The following is a 19,477-nucleotide window of genomic DNA, read 5'->3' as shown; positions in this document are numbered from 1 at the left end:
AAAATAGACATGTATTTAAGGAATTGAGATGCCACGCCCAATTAGTGCTGTTATTCATTTAGGCAATTTACAACATAATTTATCCGTTGTGCGTCAGCATTCAGGGCAAGCAAAAATATGGTCAGTCATGAAAGCGGATGGTTATGGTCATGGCATTAAACACATTTGGCCCGCATTAAAAGCGACAGATGGTTTCGCAGTGTTAGATATTCAAGAAGCTATTTTGTTGCGTGAGGAAGGTTGGGAGGGGCCAATCTTGCTCCTTGAAGGCTTTTTTCAGCCGCAAGATTTAGGCGCTATCGATCAATATCATTTAACCACCAGTGTACACAGTGAATGGCAACTTTATGCCATTGAAAATGCACAGTTATCTTCCCCAATTTCGGTATATGTAAAACTCAATAGTGGGATGAATCGTTTAGGTTTTACTGCCACAGAGTATCAAGCGGTTGTTCAACGGCTGGCGGGTATGCCAAATGTTGCCTCAGTAACATTAATGAGTCACTTTGCTAATTCAGATACGCATACAGGGGTTGCTGAACCATTTGAACAAATTAAGCAATTTAGCCACTTGTCTCTACAAACTTGCATTGCTAATTCGGGGGCGACACTTTGGCATAAAGATACGCAATATGATTGGATACGGACGGGGATCTTACTGTATGGCGCATCGCCAAGTGGTAAATCAGCAGATGTGCATCAATATTCACTAAAAGCTGCCATGACATTGCAATCAGAAGTGATAGCGATACACGATATTACGGCTGGAGAGTCGATTGGCTATGGTAGTCGATTTACGTCATCAAAACCCATGCGTATTGCGACAGTGGCTTGCGGCTACGGGGATGGTTACCCTCGCCATGCACCGAATGGTACGCCCGTTTGGTGTAACGGAACGCGCTGTGATTTACTCGGTGCTGTCTCCATGGATATGCTGACGATTGATATTACCCACTGTGATGATGTGAAGTTAGGAACAAAAGTCGAATTGTGGGGACAAAACCTACCCGTAGATGACGTGGCACAAGCCGCGGGGACGATCGGTTATGAATTAATGTGTGCCCTTGCAAAAAGAGTTCCTGTTCATTACGAAAAAAGCGTAGAATAATTGTTAACCAATGATGTAAATAATTTCACAGATTTAGCTTTAAATGTGATTTAGATTATGAATATTGGGAATCTTTCCATATTGATATAACATATAACGTTGATCCGTCTCTCATTATTTTTAGGTTTAAATATGTCTAAAACAATTAAATTAACCACACTTGCTGTGACGTTGAGCGTGTTATCTAGTGCTGCTTTAGCGGGTACATGGTCTGTTGGTGGCTCAGTATTGGCACAATCTACGCCATATAAAGGCATCAAGTCTCGTGATTACATTACACCAGTACCCATTGTAAATTATGACAGTGAAAACTTTTACTTTCATACATTAGCTGCGGGATACTACCTGTGGAATGACACGCAAGATCAACTGTCTTTAGATGCATTTTATTACCCACAATTTTTCAAACCTAAAGACAATGATGACAAAGCGATGCGTGAATTAGACCGTCGCCGTGATACTGTCATGTCAGGTTTAACTTATCGCCATAAAGCGGACTGGGGAACACTGCGCACCAATATTTCAGGTGACATCCTTGGGATAAGCAACGGTATTCGTGGTGAGTTTGCGTACCTGTATGGTTTCGAAGGTGACAAATGGTCAATCACACCGGGCTTGGGTATCAAATGGGATAGCAAAAATCAAAACCGTTATGAGTATGGTGTTTCTTCAAAAGAATCCCGTAACAGTGGTTTAAAACGCTATAACCCAGGCTCAAGCTGGACGCCGTATATGGAAGTCACAGGTAACTACCGTTTCGACGAAAATTGGACTGTATTTGCGATGGGGCGTGTTGACCGCCTACCGAGTGAAGTTAAAGACAGCCCAATGGTTAACAAATCCGTTTCTGCGATTATGTGGACGGGTGTAACTTACACATTCTAATGTGTCGTTAACAATCATAAAACCCCAGAGGGTGATCCTACTGGGGTTTTATTTTATCTCAATATCAATATCAATCTTGCGGTTTATTATCGCGGCTTACCATCACTAAAGATAGTCGAGCAGGGTGCTGCGCATCACTTTTCATTGGCACATTAATACTGGCCGTTTCAACACAGACCATTTGTTTATAACCATTATTCGGCATGTCTTGCATGCTGCATGATAATTCCGCCCAAGGGTTCCAGCACACCACATCACTATTATGATAATGATGTAGTTCAATCGTGCGGTTCCAGCCATCATCGCGTAGAAGGCTGTACTCTTCAGGTTCTGAATAGATGCGGTCAGTATGTTTATTGAATTTTAACGGTTCAGACTCATACACTTCTTTATCGGCGACTTTATCGAAATAATGACCACCAAGGCCATAAACAGTGGCTTTATGGATATCACTGATATTGAAATAAGTGTGCAATGCCGCCGTCGTTTCAAAATCACCATAACTTTCGAGCTCAAGCTCACAGGTCTCACCGAGTTTCATTCGCAAAATCAAGGTGAACTCATGGGGCCAGAGTTTACGAGTATATTCTGTGTCGGTGAGCGTGAAAGTTAAAATCACGCCATCATCATGTTCATTATGGGCAGTAAACTGCCAAGGTAAAATACGCGCAAATCCGTGACTAGGGCTTGCTACAGGGCCAAACCATGGCCAACAGATAGGAATACCACCACGGATAGCCACACCGTCTTTAAACGCACTTTCAGAGCTTAACCAGAGGCACGGCTTTTGCCCTGCAGGCTGCCAATCAATGAGATGAGCGCCTTGTAGACTCACTGCACCACGTACTTTTGGGTGAGAAACTACAATCAGTGGCAAGTCACCTAATTGACGTTGGGTGATATAGGCAGAAAGTTGTTTAATGACGGGTAGAGCAAAAATTTTTTCGTGCATGGTATCGGCCTGTGTTAGTGGAGACAGAATGAATACGCATTATACGTTTTGCGTGTGGCAGATTTGTGCGATGTGTGGCACTTATCTTAAATCTTACGAAAATCATGTTTATACAGTATCGAATAATGGATTAAAGATAAATGAGGTGAGTGAAAATGTTAATGCAGTATTCGATATGATACAAAAGAGCCGCCAATAGGCGGCTCAGTCAGACTAATTACTTAACAGCTCTTATTTAGAGATGTGAGCAATCAGGTCTAATACTTTGTTTGAGTAGCCAGTCTCGTTGTCATACCAAGAAACTAATTTAACAAAGTTATCGTTGAGTGCGATACCTGCTTTAGCATCAAACACAGAAGTCAGTTTTTCACCGTTGAAATCTGTTGATACAACGTCATCTTCAGTGTAACCCAGAACGCCTTTCAGCTCGCCTGCAGCCGCATCTTTGATAGCATCACAGATTTGTGCGTAAGTTGCTGGTTTTTCCAGACGAACAGTTAAGTCAACAACTGAAACGTTTGGAGTAGGAACACGGAAAGACATACCAGTCAGTTTGCCGTTCAGCTCAGGGATAACTTTACCTACAGCTTTAGCAGCACCAGTTGAAGATGGGATGATGTTTTGAGCAGCACCACGACCACCACGCCAGTCTTTGTGAGAAGGGCCATCAACAGTTTTCTGAGTTGCCGTTGTTGCGTGAACAGTGGTCATCAGACCTTCAACGATACCGAATTTGTCGTTGATAACTTTAGCCAGTGGAGCTAAGCAGTTAGTTGTGCAAGATGCGTTAGAAACGATTTCTTGACCTGCGTAAGCTTTGTGGTTAACGCCCATAACGAACATTGGGGTGTCATCTTTAGAAGGACCAGTCAGAACAACTTTTTTCGCGCCTGCTTGGATGTGTTTACGTGCAGTTTCGTCAGTCAGGAAGATACCTGTCGCTTCAGCAACTACGTCAACACCGACTTCGTTCCATTTCAGGTTTGCAGGATCTTTTTCTGCAGTAACACGGATTTTTTTACCGTTTACAACTAGGTGACCATCTTTAACTTCAACAGTACCGTTGAAACGACCGTGAGTTGAATCGTATTTCAGCATGTAAGCCATGTATTCTGCATCGAGCAGGTCGTTGATAGCAACGATTTCGATATCAGAACGCTCTTGTGCAGCACGGAAAACGATACGGCCAATACGACCAAAACCATTAATACCTACTTTGATAGTCATAGTATTTCCACCAGCTATTTATTCGTGAATTAAGTTGTAGTTAAAGTTACCAAAACCTTGCCAGCCGTCAAGCGGAATCGTGTCAATTATTGAAAAAAATCAATTCTGATACCACTAACTGCTTATTTGTCAGCCATTTCAGCGGCAAATACAGCCGCACGTATTATCGGGATTGTACGGCATAATGAAACCATCTATCAGTGATATATGTGATACGCTTCACAAATCAAAACGGAAAGTAAGATGCTTCTTAGTTTAGAATAGTTTTATAAAAAATGTTGTTAATTTTTTGTTGCTAAAAATTACAGCATGATAGTCATCAACCGAACAAACTATTTAAATACGTGGGTAAGTCATGTCACAGAAAGATAAACAACACGTTGATATTTCAGATTTAAATGAGATGCAGCGCTATGTTACACAGCAAGCGGGCACCGAACCGCCATTCAGTGGTCAATTATTGCATAACCGTAAAGAGGGTGTGTACGAATGCCTGTGCTGTGGTACACCTTTATTTATGTCTGAGACCAAATTTGATGCAGGTTGTGGGTGGCCGAGCTTCTATGAAGCAGTGAACGACCATACCATCAAATACATCGAAGATTTCTCTCATGGGATGCACCGCATCGAAGTTCGCTGTCAAAATTGCGATGCACACTTAGGGCATGTGTTTCCTGATGGTCCTATGCCAACGGGGCAACGTTACTGTATTAATTCAGCATCCTTAAGCTTTTTGGATGAAGAGTCAGGTGAAAAGACACGTGGATAGGCAGCTGAAGGGTGCTGAAGTTTATTTTTTACTTTCAGCTTTTGCAGGCAATAACGATTCAGCTAGAAATAAAAAAGCAGTTTAATTAAACGTCAGTTTACATTTTCGAAGGAGCGTGCCGTGAGCGTAGAAGTCGACCCAAAACATATTGAACAATTACTTGCAGTGATGACCCCGGAAATTTATGAGCGCCTTGTCACCGCGGTTGAGTTAGGGAAATGGCCTGATGGGGTTCCTTTAACGGCGGAGCAGAAAGAACATAGCTTACAGATGGTCATGCTATGGCAATCGCGTAACAACCATAACCCTGAGCATATGACGGTAGGGACAAACGGTGAAATCACCATGAAGAGTAAGCAAGAGCTCAAAACGATGTTCCAAGGGGAAATGCTAGCCACACTCAAACCGCAAAATAACGATTAAGTTAAACTGCAGTATTTTAATGGAGTGCCAAAAGGCAATATTTTCTCAAGGGACACCGAGCCTGAGAAAATATTGCCGAAGATAATGGACGATTAGACGATATCATCTAATGTGATAAGTTTGGCACCTTGCTGTTCCATCTCGATTAACGCATTCTGGCTGTCATTAGCCGTTAAGTTAACCCCACGGCAGCCATCCACAAGCACGTCGACACTGTAGCCCAAATTTAAGGCATCAAGCACCGTAAATTTAACGCAATAATCGGTCGCAATCCCCATAATCATTAAGTGGGTGATCCCTTGAGCTTGTAGCCATGCATGTAAGCGTGTTTGGCTCACTTTGTCGTTATCAAAGAAAGCACTATAACTATCAACTTGTGGGTTTTCACCTTTGGTAAACGTTTCTTGGATGGCTTGCGTGTTTAATCGGGGATGAAAATCCGCACCTTGCTCGCCTTGGACACAATGCACGGGCCACCACACTTGTGGTAATCCATTAAGTTCACCGATATCGCCAACTTGTGTACCTGAATTTTCAGCAAAGCTTAAATGTTCCGCAGGGTGCCAATCTTGACTCGCAATGACGGTGATGTCTTTTTGCTGGCAAACCTTGATTGCCTTATTGGCTACGACTATAACATGTTCACTTTCATTCACGGCGAGCGTACCGCCTGTACAGAAATCATTTTGTAAATCGACTAACAATAGGGCCGTTTTCATCATTTCCTCAGTTATTCATCAGCGTAGCTCAATTCACCACGTAAATTATTTTGCATTAATTCGCGGATCAGCGCAGGTGTGTAATCTTGACTTAGTAAGTAATGTAATTTACTCAAGGCCGCTTCAAAAGTCATGTCATAACCGCTAATGACCCCTGATTCTGCAAGGGCATGACCTGTGGCATAGCCTTCCATATTCACACGCCCAGAGATGCACTGTGTTAGATTGACCACAATAATCCCACGATTGGTGGCTTCACGTAGGATACGCAGTAACTCAGGTTGCTGAGGTGCGTTTCCAACACCATAAGAGCGCAGAATTAATGCTTTGACGGGCTGCTGAAGAATATTACGAACAATCTCAATCGATAACCCAGGGTAGAGTGTGACAACGCCAATAGGTTGCGGGGTGATGCGATGGGTTTTGAATTCACCCACACCAATAGGTGCAGGGCAAGCATTGAAAGTGCGAATGTGAATACCGGCTTCCATCAACGGGGAGCAGTTCGGTGAGCTGAAAGCATCGAAACCGTCTGCGTGAGCTTTGACTGTGCGATTACCGCGGTACAATTTATTATTGAAAAATAGCCCGACCTCATTAATCGGGTAATTCGCTGCTAAATACAACGCATTCAATAGGTTAGTTTGCCCATCAGAACGTAACGCTTCTAGTGGGATTTGTGACCCTGTCACGATAATTGGTTTCTTTAAGTTCTCAAACATAAAAGAAAGTGCAGATGCCGTGAACGCCATGGTATCTGTGCCATGTAAAATAACAAAGCCATCATATAGTTCATAATTTTGGCGAATGTCATCGGCAATGAGTTGCCAATCTTCAGGTGTGATATCAGAAGAGTCGATTAGCGGTTGGTGCTCACGAATTGTGAACTCAGGCATTTCTGGACGGTGGAATTCAGGCATCTGAGCCAATTGCGCTTGTAAATGACCCGAGACAGGGATGTAGCCTTGTGGTGAGTGGCGCATGCCGATAGTACCGCCCGTATAGACAACATAAATAGATTTCTTCTGCATTTGGTTACCTAATTTATTCGCGCATGGAGAAGTGAAAATAATTATCTGAATTTTGACGTAATTACAGGTGTATTACTATCGTTAAATTGCGAATTAGCAGATTGAAATGAGGTGATTTGAGTATACTGTGAGAGAAATCCCCTCCCGGAAGCGAGAGGGGGATGTGAATTAATTAATTTCAGCGCAATTTAAGCAAAATGCATAACGATTTTGTGGGTCATTCATTTTTAAGAAAAATTGAGCTTGTTGGCGAATATCGGTTGCCACAGCAGGTGGTAAAAAGACTTGCAGAACATCTGGCATTGCCGCTTGAACATTGCTGGTTAACTCAAGTAGAAGTTGATCCATAAAGGACAACTCTGGCTTCATCCAATCTAGCTGCACATCGGACAGTTTAGCCAATTCTGCAGCTTTATCCACCGCATCATCAAAATCACCTAGTTGGTCGACAAGGCCATTTTTCAGCGCATCTTGACCAATCCAAACGCGGCCTTGAGCAATTTTATCGATTTGCTCAGGAGTCTTGTTTCGCGCTTTTGCCACGAGGTTAATAAAGGTGTCATAACCATTTTCGATGGTAATTTGCATCATATCGGCAAATTGTGGGTTGATCCCTTTGGTGAGGGAAATATCAGCGAGTGGTGAGGTGGAAACCCCATCAGTGTATACACCAATAGAATCCAGTGATTTTTCAAATGTATTAATCACGCCAAAGATACCAATTGAACCCGTTAGCGTGCTTGGGCTTGCGATAATATAATCCGCAGGCGTGGAAACCCAGTAACCGCCTGATGCCGCCATGCCGCCCATAGAAACAACAACAGGTTTACCTGCTGCATGGGCAGAGGCTAATTCGCTACGAATAAGGTCAGATGCGCTAACGCTTCCTCCTGGACTATTCACTCGTAGGACAATGGCTTTAATATTGTCATCAAGGCGGGCATCACGTATTTGCGCTGCAATGGTATCACCACCGGCAATTCCCGGTGTCTGAGGGCCATCCATAATCGCGCCTTGCACCACGATCACCGCAATATTGCCACCTTGGTTTGCAGTGGTATCGGCAATCTTAGCGGAATAATCATAGATACTGATATTATTGAATTGCTTAGCATCTTTATTCCAACCAAAGTGCTTACTAAGGAGCTCTTCAACTTGCTCATTGGTGTAAATTTTATCCACTAATTTCTGTTTTAATGCGTATTGAGCACTATCCCCTTTGACTGCACGTAGCTGGCTAAGAATAGCATCTGCACCAGGGAAAATTTGTGAACTAGTCATTTTACGGTTAGCCGCTAACGCATCCAAGTAATTGTTCCATAGTGCATTTAACCACTGTTGATTCGCTAGGCGTGCTTCAGGGGACATATCATCACGCATCATTGGTTCAACCGCAGATTTATACGTTCCGACACGGAAAATATGGCTGCTAATTTTCAGTTTTTCTAACAGAGACTTGTAGTAAATACTGTTTGTCGCGAAGCCATATAAGCCAACGGAGCCTTGCGGGGTGAGGTAAATATCATCCGCAAAACTTGCAAGGTAATATTGTGGCTGAGAAAAATGGCTGCCTACTGCGTAAACTTGTTTACCTTTGCTTTTAAATTGTGCAATCGCTTTGCCGATATAAGCGAGGGAAGGCTGATCCGCTCCCACTAAGTTATCAAGGCGCAAAACCATCCCCGTAATGCGGTCATCATCGGCCGCAGTGCGGATGGTGTCGACAATATCGAATAGGGAGTTTTCTTGCATTCGGTTATTTGAGGTGCCTAATAATTCACGGCTCATACGCCCAAATGGGTCTGGAGCAGAAACTTGGTCAACGACCACACCTTGCAAGTCCACATACAACGCGCCATAGTAATTTTTTTCAGGCTCAGATTCTGATTGATAAAGGGCAAAAGACCCAATCACAATAAAGAACAGCACAAGGAAAATTGCGTTAAAAACGAATTCTCGAATGAAGTTAAGTGCCTTCCAACTAATTTTAAAGATGGTGGCGAGGATGTCCCATAGTTGACGCATTTTTTCTCCTATCCTGCATATTTTGCGCTCATGTTTTTGATGGTCTTGAGGCGCAAGCTATATTGGATACTGCTTTCTAATTCATTCATTAGCAATACAGTTATTTACTAATGAATCATTTTTTATGCATAACAAATCCGTTATGCGCGATATACAATGTCACAATGATATTTTTCACTCATGACAAATGATATAATTCAATGAATTAATAATCTAATTAATGCAACTCACGTTAATCGTCAAGCAAAGTCACAGTTTAACGATAAGCTTACTATAACAATAGGTTGTGTGGGTATAATTACCTGATTGAATGATTATCAAATCAGTCTACTCTTAATCGGAGACAAATATGGATGCTTTAACCCTTTTGTTGAACCGTCGTTCAGCTTCCAGGCTCACTACACCCGCGCCACAAGGCGAAGAGCTCAACAATATTCTTGCGGCAGGTATGAGAGCACCAGACCACGGTGCATTACGCCCTTGGCATTTTGTTATCATGCAAGGTGATGGCATTAAACGTTTTAGCCAATTGCTTGAAAAAGCAGCGATTGAAGGTGGGTTAGGTGCAGAAGTCGAAGAAAAAGCACGTAATGCACCTTTTCGCGCTCCGCTAATTATTACCGTGATTGCGAAAATTAAAGATCATCCTAAAGTGCCACAATGGGAGCAACTTGTTGCAGCGAGCTGCACTGTCCAAGCGATGCAAATGGCTGCTGTAGCACAAGGTTTTGGTGGGATTTGGCGTTCCGGATCATGGACAGAAGATGAAATTGTACGTGCAGGGTTAGGCTGTGAAGAAAATGACCGTATCGTGGGTTTTCTCTATTTAGGCACGCCAGAACTTAAAGCACCAACCAAAGTTCAAATGCCAGATATGGACGGTTTTATCACACATTTTTAAGGTAACAGTAATGACTGAGAAAATTAGACTAACGCAATACAGTCACGGTGCGGGTTGCGGCTGTAAAATTGCCCCAAAAGTATTAGAACAAATTTTACATACAGAGCAGGCCAAATTTCATGACCCCCACTTGTTGGTTGGCAATGAAACGAAGGATGATGCCGCCGTTTACGATTTAGGTAATGGCATTGGGATCATCAGTACCACTGATTTCTTTATGCCAATTGTTGACTCCCCATTTGAGTTCGGACGCATTGCGGCAACTAATGCCATTAGCGATATTTTTGCCATGGGTGGCAAGCCGATTATGGCGATAGCGATTTTAGGATGGCCGATCGCCAAATTGCCTCCTGAGGTTGCGCGTGAAGTGATTGAAGGTGGCCGTGCAGCTTGTGCAGATGCAGGAATTTCTCTCGCCGGTGGTCACTCTATTGATGCGCCTGAGCCCATTTTTGGTTTGGCTGTCACAGGCGTCGTGAACACGGAATATGTGAAGAAAAACAGCGCTGCAACCGCGGACTGTGAGTTATTTTTAACAAAACCACTGGGTATTGGTGTGTTAACGACCGCTGAGAAAAAAGGCTTACTCAAAGAAGAGCACCAGCACCTTGCTGCAGAAACCATGTGCCAGCTGAATAAACTCGGCGCAGTGATTGCTCCAATCGAAGGCGTTACCGCGATGACAGATGTGACGGGTTTTGGTTTACTTGGTCACTTAAGCGAAATTTGCGAAGGGTCTGGGGTTCGTGCTCAAGTATCGTTCACAAAAGTACCTAAACTTGCAGATGTGGAAAAATATATTGAAGCAGGGTGTGTTCCAGGTGGAACATCACGTAACTTTGATAGTTATGGTCATCTTATTGGCCCGATGAGTGACATGCAGCGTCAGTTATTGTGTGATCCGCAAACCTCGGGTGGATTATTGATTGCTGTAAAACCGTCAGAAGTTGCTAAAATTAAAGAGATTGCACAGCAGCAAGGTGTTTTGCTACAGTCTATCGGCAAATTGCTCCCCCATCAGGACAATGTCCCATTAGTTGAAGTGATAGATTAATTCATGCGTTTGTTTATTGCGGAAAAACCGAGTCTCGCTAGGGCGATTGCCGATGTATTGCCAAAACCTCATCAACGAGGGGATGGCTTTATAAAATGCGGTGATGGCCAAACGGTCACATGGTGCATTGGTCACCTTCTTGAACAGGCTGAGCCCGATGCTTATGAGCCTCGTTATGCGCGTTGGAATTTACAAGACTTGCCGATTATTCCTGAAAAGTGGCAGTTAAAACCGCGCCCCTCAGTAACCAAACAACTGAAAACCATCGAAGCACTACTCAAACAAGCAACTGTCGTTATCCATGCAGGAGACCCTGATAGAGAAGGACAGTTGCTGGTGGATGAAGTGCTCGATTATCTACAACTTGATGCAGAAAAACGAAAAACAGTAAAACGTTGCCTTATCAACGACCTTAACCCTCAAGCGGTAGAGCGTGCTATTGAGCGGTTAAGGGAAAACCGTGAGTTTATCCCATTGTGCGTTTCTGCCCTTGCCAGAGCAAGAGCGGATTGGCTGTATGGCATTAATATGACTCGGGCTTATACGTTGCTTGGGCAGCGTGGTGGCTATCAAGGTGTGCTTTCTGTGGGACGGGTACAAACCCCAGTCTTGGGACTGGTGGTGAGGCGAGATGAAGAAATAGAACACTTTGTGCCGAAAGACTTTTTTGAAGTGAAAGCGCATATTGTGACGCCAAACGATGAGCGCTTTGTGGCGACATGGCAACCGAGTGAGTCTTGCATTGATTATCAGGACGAAGAAGGGCGTTTATTTCATCGACCGCTTGCTGAGCATGTGGTTTCCCGAATTGAAGGAAAACCCGCAATTGTCACGCTATATCAAGATAAACGTGAGTCTGAAATTGCGCCATTGCCTTTTTCATTGTCTGCATTGCAAATTGAAGCCGCCAAAAAATATGCGTTAAGCGCACAAGAAGTGTTAGATACCTGCCAGCGCTTATATGAAACCCACAAATTGATTACGTACCCGCGTTCAGATAGCCGTTATTTACCAGATGAACACTTTGCGGGTCGGCATAGTGTCTTAAATGCGATTGCTGTTCACCAACCCGATCTTACTGAATTTGAGCTACCTGAATTAGATAAGAAAAATCGTTGTTGGGATGACAAAAAAGTTGATGCTCACCACGCCATCATTCCTACGGCGAAAGCGACTGCGGTGAAATTAACAGAAAATGAAAGTAATATTTATCAGTTAATTGCACGTCAATATATTATCCAATTTATGTCTGATGCGGTTTTTCGCAAGTGTACAATTGAATTGGAAATTGAAAAGGGCAAATTTATTGCGAAAGCACGTTTTCTGGCAGAAGCGGGCTGGCGGGTTGTTTTAGGTGGAAAAGAGCGTGATGCTGAAAATGATGGCATGCCGTTGCCCGTTGTTGCTAAAGATGATGAGCTTTTGTGTGAAAAAGGGGAAGTGGTTGAAAGGCAAACTCAGCCACCGAGGCCTTTTACTGATGCAACGTTGTTATCCGCGATGACCGGTATTGCGAGATTTGTGCAAGATAAAGCATTAAAAAAAGTATTGCGAGAAACGGATGGCTTGGGAACAGAAGCAACTCGTGCAGGGATTATCGATCTCTTATTTAAACGCCAGTTTCTCTATAAAAAGGGGCGTTATATTCATTCATCTCCCGCAGGTAGAGCCTTAATTCATGTATTGCCGGATATGGCGACCTTGCCAGATATGACCGCCCACTGGGAGTCCGTTTTGACGCAAATCAGTGAAAAGCAAACTCGGTATGATGATTTTATGCATCCTTTGAGTGAAACATTGATACAGCTGATTCATTATGCACGCCAATCCACTAATTTACGCGCTTTTCGAGAGTTACCACCTGCACCAAGCAAAGGTGGCAAGAAAAGCGTTAAAACTGCAAAGAAAACGAAAAAGAAATCAGATTAACCAAACTGAAAAAGGCACTCAAATGAGTGCCTTTTTCTATAGGGAATATCAGCTATTTACTTAAATCGAATTCAGACCAAACAGGGGCGTGGTCAGACGGTTTTTCCATTCCACGGATCTCATAGTCGATACCTGTTGCAATACAGCGCTCAGCAAGCTTATTTGATGCCAGCAATAAATCGATGCGTAAACCTCGGTTATCATCAAAGCCTTTTGAACGGTAATCAAACCATGAATAGCAGTCATCTACATCCGGGTTCTTAGCGCGATATGTATCAACTAAGCCCCAACCTAAAAGTTTATCTAGCCATTCACGTTCTTCAGGTAAAAATGAACATTTACCTGTTTTTAACCAGCGTTTGCGGTTGATATCACCAATACCAATATCTAAGTCTGTTGGACTGATATTCATATCGCCCATAATTAATAATTGTGATTCTGCTGTTTGTGTTGAGGTGATATAGCTTTGTAGATCACGGTAAAATTTTTCTTTAGCTGGAAATTTTGTTGGATGGTCACGGCTTTCGCCTTGAGGGAAGTAGCCATTAACAACGGTTAGCGGCCCACGTTCTGTGTGGATATCAGCCATAATAATTCGACGTTGGGCATCTTCATCGTCGGTCGGGAAGCCTTTTCGAACAGCGATGGGTTCATTTTTTGTTAGCAGCGCAACACCATAGTGAGCTTTTTGGCCGTGATAAAAAACATGATAGCCGAGCTTGCTAACTTCTTCATATGGAAACATATCATCATGCACTTTGGTTTCTTGTAAGCCGATGACTTCAGGTTGATGTTTTTCGATGATGGCAGCAAGTTGATGCGGGCGAGCACGAAGACCATTAATGTTAAACGATATGAATTTCATGGATTTTTTATCACCTATTGTCAGTATTCCTGCGATTGATTCTAACAGATGATAAGAACACTGTAACCCATATGATGTGCGTTACGGGTTAAAGTTTTTATATTAAATAGTAATTAATCAATTGAAGGTATTCAAAATTGAAAAGGATGTGTATTAAAAAAAGATATCAACAAATTTAATTATTTATAATTTATTAGTAGGAATTAAATTATCTACCATATAAAAACACTATGGATAATTAATAAATGGTTGTTACTTAAAATAAACAAGGGATATTAATTCCATTTAAAGTCAATTGGTTATTTGTATTTTAATGTGATTTAATAGTGGAGTCATAAAAAATAATTAAGCGAAACAGTATAATATATTGCTTTGCTATGTTGGAAATTATAAAAATACTTTTATGAAATATTGTTACTCATTCAATAAAAAATTAAATTTTATTTTTTATTGAATGATTTTGGTTATGGGCTAATCGGTACGTTATTTATTAGATAATAATGCTATTGATTAACATATTAATAAATAGAATGGGGTCATAGATATGTTCTTTTCAAGAAAATTAGAGGCGTTTATGGCGGTTGTTGAAAATGGCTCGTTAAGTAAAGCTGCAAGAGTGATGAACCGTACGACGCCTCCTATCGCGAAGTCTATCAAAGACTTTGAAACAAGCCTAGGTAAGCGGCTTTTTAAACGAGAAAAATTTGGAATGACATTAACTAAGGATGGCCAGGAGCTTTATAACGATCTTAGAGATCTCTATTTGCAGGAGAAAGAAATCACGAAAAAACACTTTTCAGGATATATTGTTAACGAAGCGAATATTTATTATGACTGGGGTAAGGAAAGTCATTTAATTAATCTTTATCAAGCTGCTCATCAAAATAATGTACAAGTAAATATATTAAGGTTTAATTATGATGAAGTGGATGAAATAGTTGACTATGACGGTAATACATTGATTCTAAGTTCAGAATTGGTGGTTAGTGAGCGTTTTTCATTACAAAAAAAAATAGAGAACTCCCCACTAGGAATATATTGCCGTAAAGAATTGTATGAAAAATTTAATCATGAACTCGTCTCACTATTACAAGAAAGCACTTGGCTTTGTGACCCTGCATTTTATAAAAGCTCTTTGATGAGTGATTTATTAGGAAAGGTAGAAACGTTAGATAGTAAAGTGAGTGTTAGGCAAATGGATAATATTGGGTGCTGCCAAAGCTTTATTCAAGATGGTGATTTTATTGGTATCATCGATCATTATCCAGAAGAGGAGTTAGTCGATAAATCATTGATATATATATCATTGAATAAAATATTAGGGCAAAGTGAATGTTATGTTTATAAATCAAAAGCACATTCTAGTGTATTAAACCGTTTTATGGGTGTCGTTGATAAACTAGGCGTTGAATGTGTTTAGATGGTGGTGGGAGAAGGATTCGAACCTTCGAAGTCTGTGACGGCAGATTTACAGTCTGCTCCCTTTGGCCGCTTGGGTATCCCACCAGATTTTGAATTGCTGTAATCGTTGACAGCGGGCGGCATAATATCAAATGACGCGCCGCTGTAAAGCATTAATTTTCAATAAAACGTTCGTTTGCTGTTTTTTTGCTCTTAATGCTTGTTAAGTCTACAAATTTCACTTAGCAAAGTCACCAGCGTGTATTTGTTTATAAGATAATGGTGCGGTTACCATATACAAATACACGTTGTGCCAGCACCCAGTATAATGCGTGGCTCAGAACATTTTTCTCAACATCACGCCCTGCACGCATCATATCGTCCGCTGTAAATGTATGGTCAACATTGATCACGTTTTGCGTGATAATTGGCCCTTCATCCAAGTTATCATTCACAAAGTGCGCAGTAGCGCCAATAATCTTCACTCCACGCTCATAGGCTTGATGATAAGGACGCGCCCCAATAAAGGCGGGTAGGAATGAGTGGTGAATATTAATAATCTGATTAGGGTAGTGCTGAACAAATGCTGGCGTTAAAACACGCATGTACTTAGCGAGGACAACATAATCAGGTTGGTACTGGTCAATTTGTGCCGTCATTTTTTCATCGTGTTGTTCACGGGTTAAACCTTCGTGACTGATAAGATGGAATGGGATGCCAAATTGTTCGACCAAGTTTTTTAGCGTGTCATGATTGCCAATAACGGCAGCAATTTCAACTTCTAACCCGTCATAGGCACTTTTCATCAATAAGTCACCTAAGCAATGAGCTTCTTTTGTCACCATTATTACGATGCGACGACGACCAGAAACATTAAGCTCACGTTTAGAGCCTACAGGCAAAGCATCATCAAGATCAGCTAAGAGGGTTTCATCATTAAAAATACCCTCAAGCTCTGTTCGCATGAAAAATCGGCCAGTACGGTGATCCACAAATTCATTATTTTGCACAATGTTAAGCTGGTGTTTGTAACAAATATTGGTGATTTTTGCGATTAATCCTTTTGCATCAGGGCAAATTGTCCTGAGGATTTTTTTTTGTACAATTTTTTGTTGCATGAAGCTGTCTATCCTTAACTAACAGAGCCTATTTCATAAGGCCAATAACATACGATGTCATGAACTTGATTGGCAGTAAAATTTCTGGGTCTTGAAATGAATTAGCCTTGGTCACAGCATTTTTTATATTTTTTGCCAGAACCGCAGGGACATAAATCATTTCGTCCTACTTTGGGCGTAATGCCATCAAGATAATACCAGCGCGAATTCAAACGAATAAAGCGGGAACGTTCATGAATAAGTTGTTTATGATCAGCTTTTTCATCAATAAAGCAAGTCGAAAATTCGACATAGCCTTCGTCTGGATTTTTAGCATAAGAAGAACTAATAACACGGAGACCTAACCACTGCGTTTGTTCGAAGCTGGTTATTATTTCTTGCTCCCACTGTTTGGCGTTGCAATCTGGGTGCCATGTTTCAATAAGATAATTAGCGTTATGGTGGACATAGGCACTATAACGTGACCGCATCAGCTGTTCAGGGGTTTCAGGAGTGGCTTCTTTTTTCAAAAAAGGTGCACAGCAATGTTCAAATTGTGCTCTGCTGCCACAACAGCACTTACTTTCTTCTTGGTGATCCATAATACTCTCGATAAAAATAAGTAGAAGGTTGAAAAGTCACTATACTCAAAAGATAGGTGAAAAATGATTCTATAATATGAATAATAGTATTGTTAATTAACTAGGCCATCGCAGTAGGTATCAAATGAAAAATAGAAAAATATTGATAATAGAAGACGAAATTACCTTCTGTACCATCTTGAAAACTTACTTAGAAAGTTTAGAGATAGAGATATATACCGCAAGCAATGGCCAACAAGCAATTACTATGTTGACGATTGGGGAAATTGAACCCGATGTCATTCTTTGTGACCTCAACATGCCGGTGATGGATGGTGAGGCCTTCATGCGTGAACTCGTTGCAAGAAATATCACCATTCCTGTTATCGTTATTTCTGCGACAACAGATTTTACAAAACTCGACCGCATGTTTCGTCTCGGCGCAAGAGATGCATTACTTAAACCGATAAAGAACCTAGACGAAGTTAAAATTACCATTTTGTCTGCATTGTACCCAGAAGAGGATAATCTCACGGCCCAGATTGGGGAGGAGATCGAGCAAATAGCAGCTCTAATGCAAAGTAATACACAAGATATGTTAGCGGTTTTAAAGCAATTGCAGCCTCCAGTATGTCAAAACATTAATGGATATCGTATAAATTATCGGCAATTAAACGAGGCTAACCGGTTTGGACTGTTGCTTGATTTAGCGCCTATATCAGAGAACCAAATTGGATTTTATTGTATTGATACTGAGCGTTCACCACAAGAAGGGATCATGGCCGCTTTTTTAATCCGAGTTGTCTTCAATGATTTGCTAAAAAATGCAGTGAGTTATCCAGACAAAAAATTACCGAATATAGATAAAATTATTAATCAGATAAATCATTTGCTGGAAGATTCAGGGTTTGATGGGCAATTTCCATTGTTGTTAGGGTATTTTAATACTCACAATAAAGCCATTATTCTGGCTAGTGCAGGTTTAGAAGCCGAAGTGACTACAGAAGAATCTCATTTTAAGCTGGAGAGAAGTATTCCATTAGGTGCTTTAAAATTCTACCATCCAAACCATTTAGAAATAAATGGGACGGCTTGGCAGTGTTTAATTCGCAATAACAGCCAAAAAATAAAACTTATGTTTAATCCTGAAAATTAATGTTGTCTTAAAATGCATGGCGATAACGGGCGAAATAATACCAATAAGCGTCATCGCTATTTATTCATTAACAATTCCTGATATACTCCTGCGCAATAAAAAAATACCCCCTTCACTTTTTTGAAATATGAGGGAAAGTTGCGTAGAAATTCTCAGGAGCTATAAAATGACACAACGTAAGGTGCGAAAAGCGGTGATCCCTGTTGCGGGATTAGGTACACGGATGTTGCCTGCAACTAAGGCGATACCGAAAGAGATGCTACCGATCGTCGATAAACCATTGATTCAGTATGTTGTTAATGAGTGTATTGCAGCGGGTATCAATGAAATTGTTCTTGTTACACACTCGTCTAAAAATTCAATTGAAAATCATTTTGATACTAGCTTTGAATTAGAGGCTATTTTAGAAGCTCGTGTTAAGCGCCAATTATTAGATGAAGTCCAATCTATTTGCCCAAGCCACGTCACGATTATGCAGACTCGCCAAGGCATTGCTAAAGGGTTAGGGCACGCGATTTTATGTGCTAAGCCATTAGTTGGTGAAGAGCCTTTTGCTGTGATCTTACCTGATGTTATCTTAGACCGTTACAGTACAGACCTAAGCAAGTTTAATCTACGTGAAATGCTTGAGCATTACGAAGACACTGGTGCGAGTCAAATACTTGTTGAGCCTGTTCCACATGAAGATGTGTCTAACTATGGTATTGTCGATTGTAATGGGGAAACATTACAACCGGGAGATAGTAAAAAAATTATTCGGATGGTAGAAAAACCTAAGCAAGATGAAGCACCATCTAATTTATCAATTGTCGGTCGTTATGTATTATCTGAGAAAATTTGGGATGCATTAGCGAAAACAGCCCCAGGTGCTGGAGATGAAATTCAATTAACGGATGCAATTGCGTTAATGATGGAAAATAATGAACCTGTTGAAGCCTACCACTTATGTGGTAAAAGCCATGACTGCGGTAATAAATTAGGTTATATGAAAGCCTTTGTGGAATATGGAATGCAACATGACACGTTAGGTGACGATTTTACCAAATGGGTGAAAGATTTAGCTGAAAGCTTAAATACATCTAAATAGTGTTATACAGTCAGGTTTTATTATAGGCTAACTTAATTTGTTAGCCTTTTTTATGCAAGGAACTAGGATTATTTAAGCTTGTTATCTAAGTAATCAGAGGTATATCAAATTTTCTATATGAGGCTTTAGCCACTTTTTAGTTTTTTGAGACTTAAGCATTAAAAATACATGTTTAGACCAGACTAATAAACACACGTCTATACACCTGATTAATTCTAATTAAGATTACATTTCTTTACTATCTCGAGTTTTTTATTAATTTTTCAA

At 41.1% G+C, this 19,477-nt stretch carries 18 protein-coding genes and 1 tRNA gene; 10 read left to right on the top strand and 9 right to left on the bottom strand.

What is annotated here, in order from left to right:
- Window positions 1-28: 28 nt before the first annotated feature.
- The gene (alr, locus tag AC4IFO_RS19315; protein WP_490736867.1) at window positions 29-1,108 is read left to right on the top strand and encodes an alanine racemase; all 1,080 of its coding nucleotides are present in this window, start codon (window positions 29-31) and stop codon (window positions 1,106-1,108) included.
- Window positions 1,109-1,240: 132 nt separating this feature from the next.
- On the top strand, window positions 1,241-1,993 hold the full coding sequence (locus AC4IFO_RS19310) for a MipA/OmpV family protein (protein WP_490736865.1): 753 nt from the start codon (window positions 1,241-1,243) through the stop codon (window positions 1,991-1,993).
- A 70-nt stretch (window positions 1,994-2,063) separates the two neighbouring features.
- Here the strand turns inward: AC4IFO_RS19310 and AC4IFO_RS19305 are convergent, their stop codons facing one another.
- Together AC4IFO_RS19305 and gapA are read right to left on the bottom strand one after the other, a co-directional pair.
- Entirely contained in the window at window positions 2,064-2,945 is an 882-nt protein-coding gene (locus AC4IFO_RS19305) for a D-hexose-6-phosphate mutarotase (RefSeq protein WP_273826647.1), read from the bottom strand.
- Between the two features lie 231 nt (window positions 2,946-3,176).
- Window positions 3,177-4,172, bottom strand: a complete 996-nt coding sequence (gapA, locus tag AC4IFO_RS19300; RefSeq protein ID WP_273803150.1) for a glyceraldehyde-3-phosphate dehydrogenase — start codon at window positions 4,170-4,172, stop codon at window positions 3,177-3,179.
- 355 nt (window positions 4,173-4,527) lie between these two features.
- Between gapA and msrB the strand changes: the two genes are divergently transcribed.
- Window positions 4,528-4,941 (top strand): peptide-methionine (R)-S-oxide reductase MsrB, encoded by a 414-nt coding sequence (msrB, locus tag AC4IFO_RS19295; protein WP_490736864.1) that lies wholly within the window; start codon window positions 4,528-4,530, stop codon window positions 4,939-4,941.
- A gap of 120 nt (window positions 4,942-5,061) precedes the next feature.
- Window positions 5,062-5,364, top strand: a complete 303-nt coding sequence (locus AC4IFO_RS19290) for a YeaC family protein (protein ID WP_490736862.1) — start codon at window positions 5,062-5,064, stop codon at window positions 5,362-5,364.
- 92 nt (window positions 5,365-5,456) lie between these two features.
- Here AC4IFO_RS19290 and pncA read toward each other — a convergent pair whose 3' ends face one another.
- From pncA to sppA, 3 genes are all read right to left on the bottom strand, one after another.
- Window positions 5,457-6,083 carry a bifunctional nicotinamidase/pyrazinamidase gene (gene pncA, locus AC4IFO_RS19285; RefSeq protein ID WP_490736886.1) on the bottom strand — a complete coding sequence of 209 codons (627 nt, stop codon included), beginning with the start codon at window positions 6,081-6,083 and terminating at the stop codon, window positions 5,457-5,459.
- A gap of 11 nt (window positions 6,084-6,094) precedes the next feature.
- Window positions 6,095-7,114 (bottom strand): asparaginase, encoded by a 1,020-nt coding sequence (ansA, locus tag AC4IFO_RS19280; RefSeq protein WP_490736860.1) that lies wholly within the window; start codon window positions 7,112-7,114, stop codon window positions 6,095-6,097.
- Window positions 7,115-7,282: 168 nt separating this feature from the next.
- The gene (gene sppA / locus AC4IFO_RS19275) at window positions 7,283-9,139 is read right to left on the bottom strand and encodes a signal peptide peptidase SppA (RefSeq protein WP_490736858.1); all 1,857 of its coding nucleotides are present in this window, start codon (window positions 9,137-9,139) and stop codon (window positions 7,283-7,285) included.
- A 349-nt stretch (window positions 9,140-9,488) separates the two neighbouring features.
- Between sppA and AC4IFO_RS19270 the strand changes: the two genes are divergently transcribed.
- The 3 genes from AC4IFO_RS19270 to AC4IFO_RS19260 are packed head-to-tail and all read left to right on the top strand — an operon-like array spanning window position 9,489 to window position 13,023.
- Window positions 9,489-10,040: an NAD(P)H nitroreductase gene (locus tag AC4IFO_RS19270; protein WP_490736856.1), complete on the top strand. Its 552-nt coding sequence runs from the start codon at window positions 9,489-9,491 to the stop codon at window positions 10,038-10,040.
- A gap of 10 nt (window positions 10,041-10,050) precedes the next feature.
- Entirely contained in the window at window positions 10,051-11,094 is a 1,044-nt protein-coding gene (gene selD, locus AC4IFO_RS19265) for a selenide, water dikinase SelD (protein WP_490736854.1), read from the top strand.
- Window positions 11,095-11,097: 3 nt separating this feature from the next.
- Entirely contained in the window at window positions 11,098-13,023 is a 1,926-nt protein-coding gene (locus tag AC4IFO_RS19260) for a DNA topoisomerase III (protein WP_490736852.1), read from the top strand.
- Window positions 13,024-13,075: 52 nt separating this feature from the next.
- Here the strand turns inward: AC4IFO_RS19260 and xthA are convergent, their stop codons facing one another.
- Window positions 13,076-13,888 carry an exodeoxyribonuclease III gene (gene xthA / locus AC4IFO_RS19255; protein ID WP_490736850.1) on the bottom strand — a complete coding sequence of 271 codons (813 nt, stop codon included), beginning with the start codon at window positions 13,886-13,888 and terminating at the stop codon, window positions 13,076-13,078.
- A 544-nt stretch (window positions 13,889-14,432) separates the two neighbouring features.
- Between xthA and AC4IFO_RS19250 the strand changes: the two genes are divergently transcribed.
- Window positions 14,433-15,308, top strand: coding sequence for a LysR family transcriptional regulator (locus AC4IFO_RS19250; RefSeq protein ID WP_490736848.1), 876 nt, complete (start codon window positions 14,433-14,435; stop codon window positions 15,306-15,308).
- A gap of 1 nt (window position 15,309) precedes the next feature.
- Here the strand turns inward: AC4IFO_RS19250 and AC4IFO_RS19245 are convergent.
- The 3 genes from AC4IFO_RS19245 to AC4IFO_RS19235 all read right to left on the bottom strand — a co-directional run bounded on the left by AC4IFO_RS19245 (window position 15,310) and on the right by AC4IFO_RS19235 (window position 16,988).
- Window positions 15,310-15,394 (bottom strand) — tRNA-Tyr (locus AC4IFO_RS19245).
- Between the two features lie 164 nt (window positions 15,395-15,558).
- Window positions 15,559-16,407 carry a formyltetrahydrofolate deformylase gene (gene purU / locus AC4IFO_RS19240; RefSeq protein ID WP_490736846.1) on the bottom strand — a complete coding sequence of 283 codons (849 nt, stop codon included), beginning with the start codon at window positions 16,405-16,407 and terminating at the stop codon, window positions 15,559-15,561.
- Window positions 16,408-16,508: 101 nt separating this feature from the next.
- Window positions 16,509-16,988, bottom strand: a complete 480-nt coding sequence (locus AC4IFO_RS19235; protein WP_490736844.1) for a YchJ family protein — start codon at window positions 16,986-16,988, stop codon at window positions 16,509-16,511.
- Between the two features lie 124 nt (window positions 16,989-17,112).
- On the opposite strand from AC4IFO_RS19235, the gene rssB reads away from it, so the two are divergent.
- Both rssB and galU read left to right on the top strand, forming a co-directional pair.
- Window positions 17,113-18,123, top strand: a complete 1,011-nt coding sequence (gene rssB / locus AC4IFO_RS19230; protein ID WP_490736842.1) for a two-component system response regulator RssB — start codon at window positions 17,113-17,115, stop codon at window positions 18,121-18,123.
- A gap of 166 nt (window positions 18,124-18,289) precedes the next feature.
- Entirely contained in the window at window positions 18,290-19,210 is a 921-nt protein-coding gene (galU, locus tag AC4IFO_RS19225) for a UTP--glucose-1-phosphate uridylyltransferase GalU (RefSeq protein ID WP_490736840.1), read from the top strand.
- Window positions 19,211-19,477 lie beyond the last annotated feature (267 nt).

Source organism: Providencia sp. UF-224 (assembly GCF_058245955.1).
This window is presented reverse-complemented; position numbering and strand designations above follow the sequence as displayed.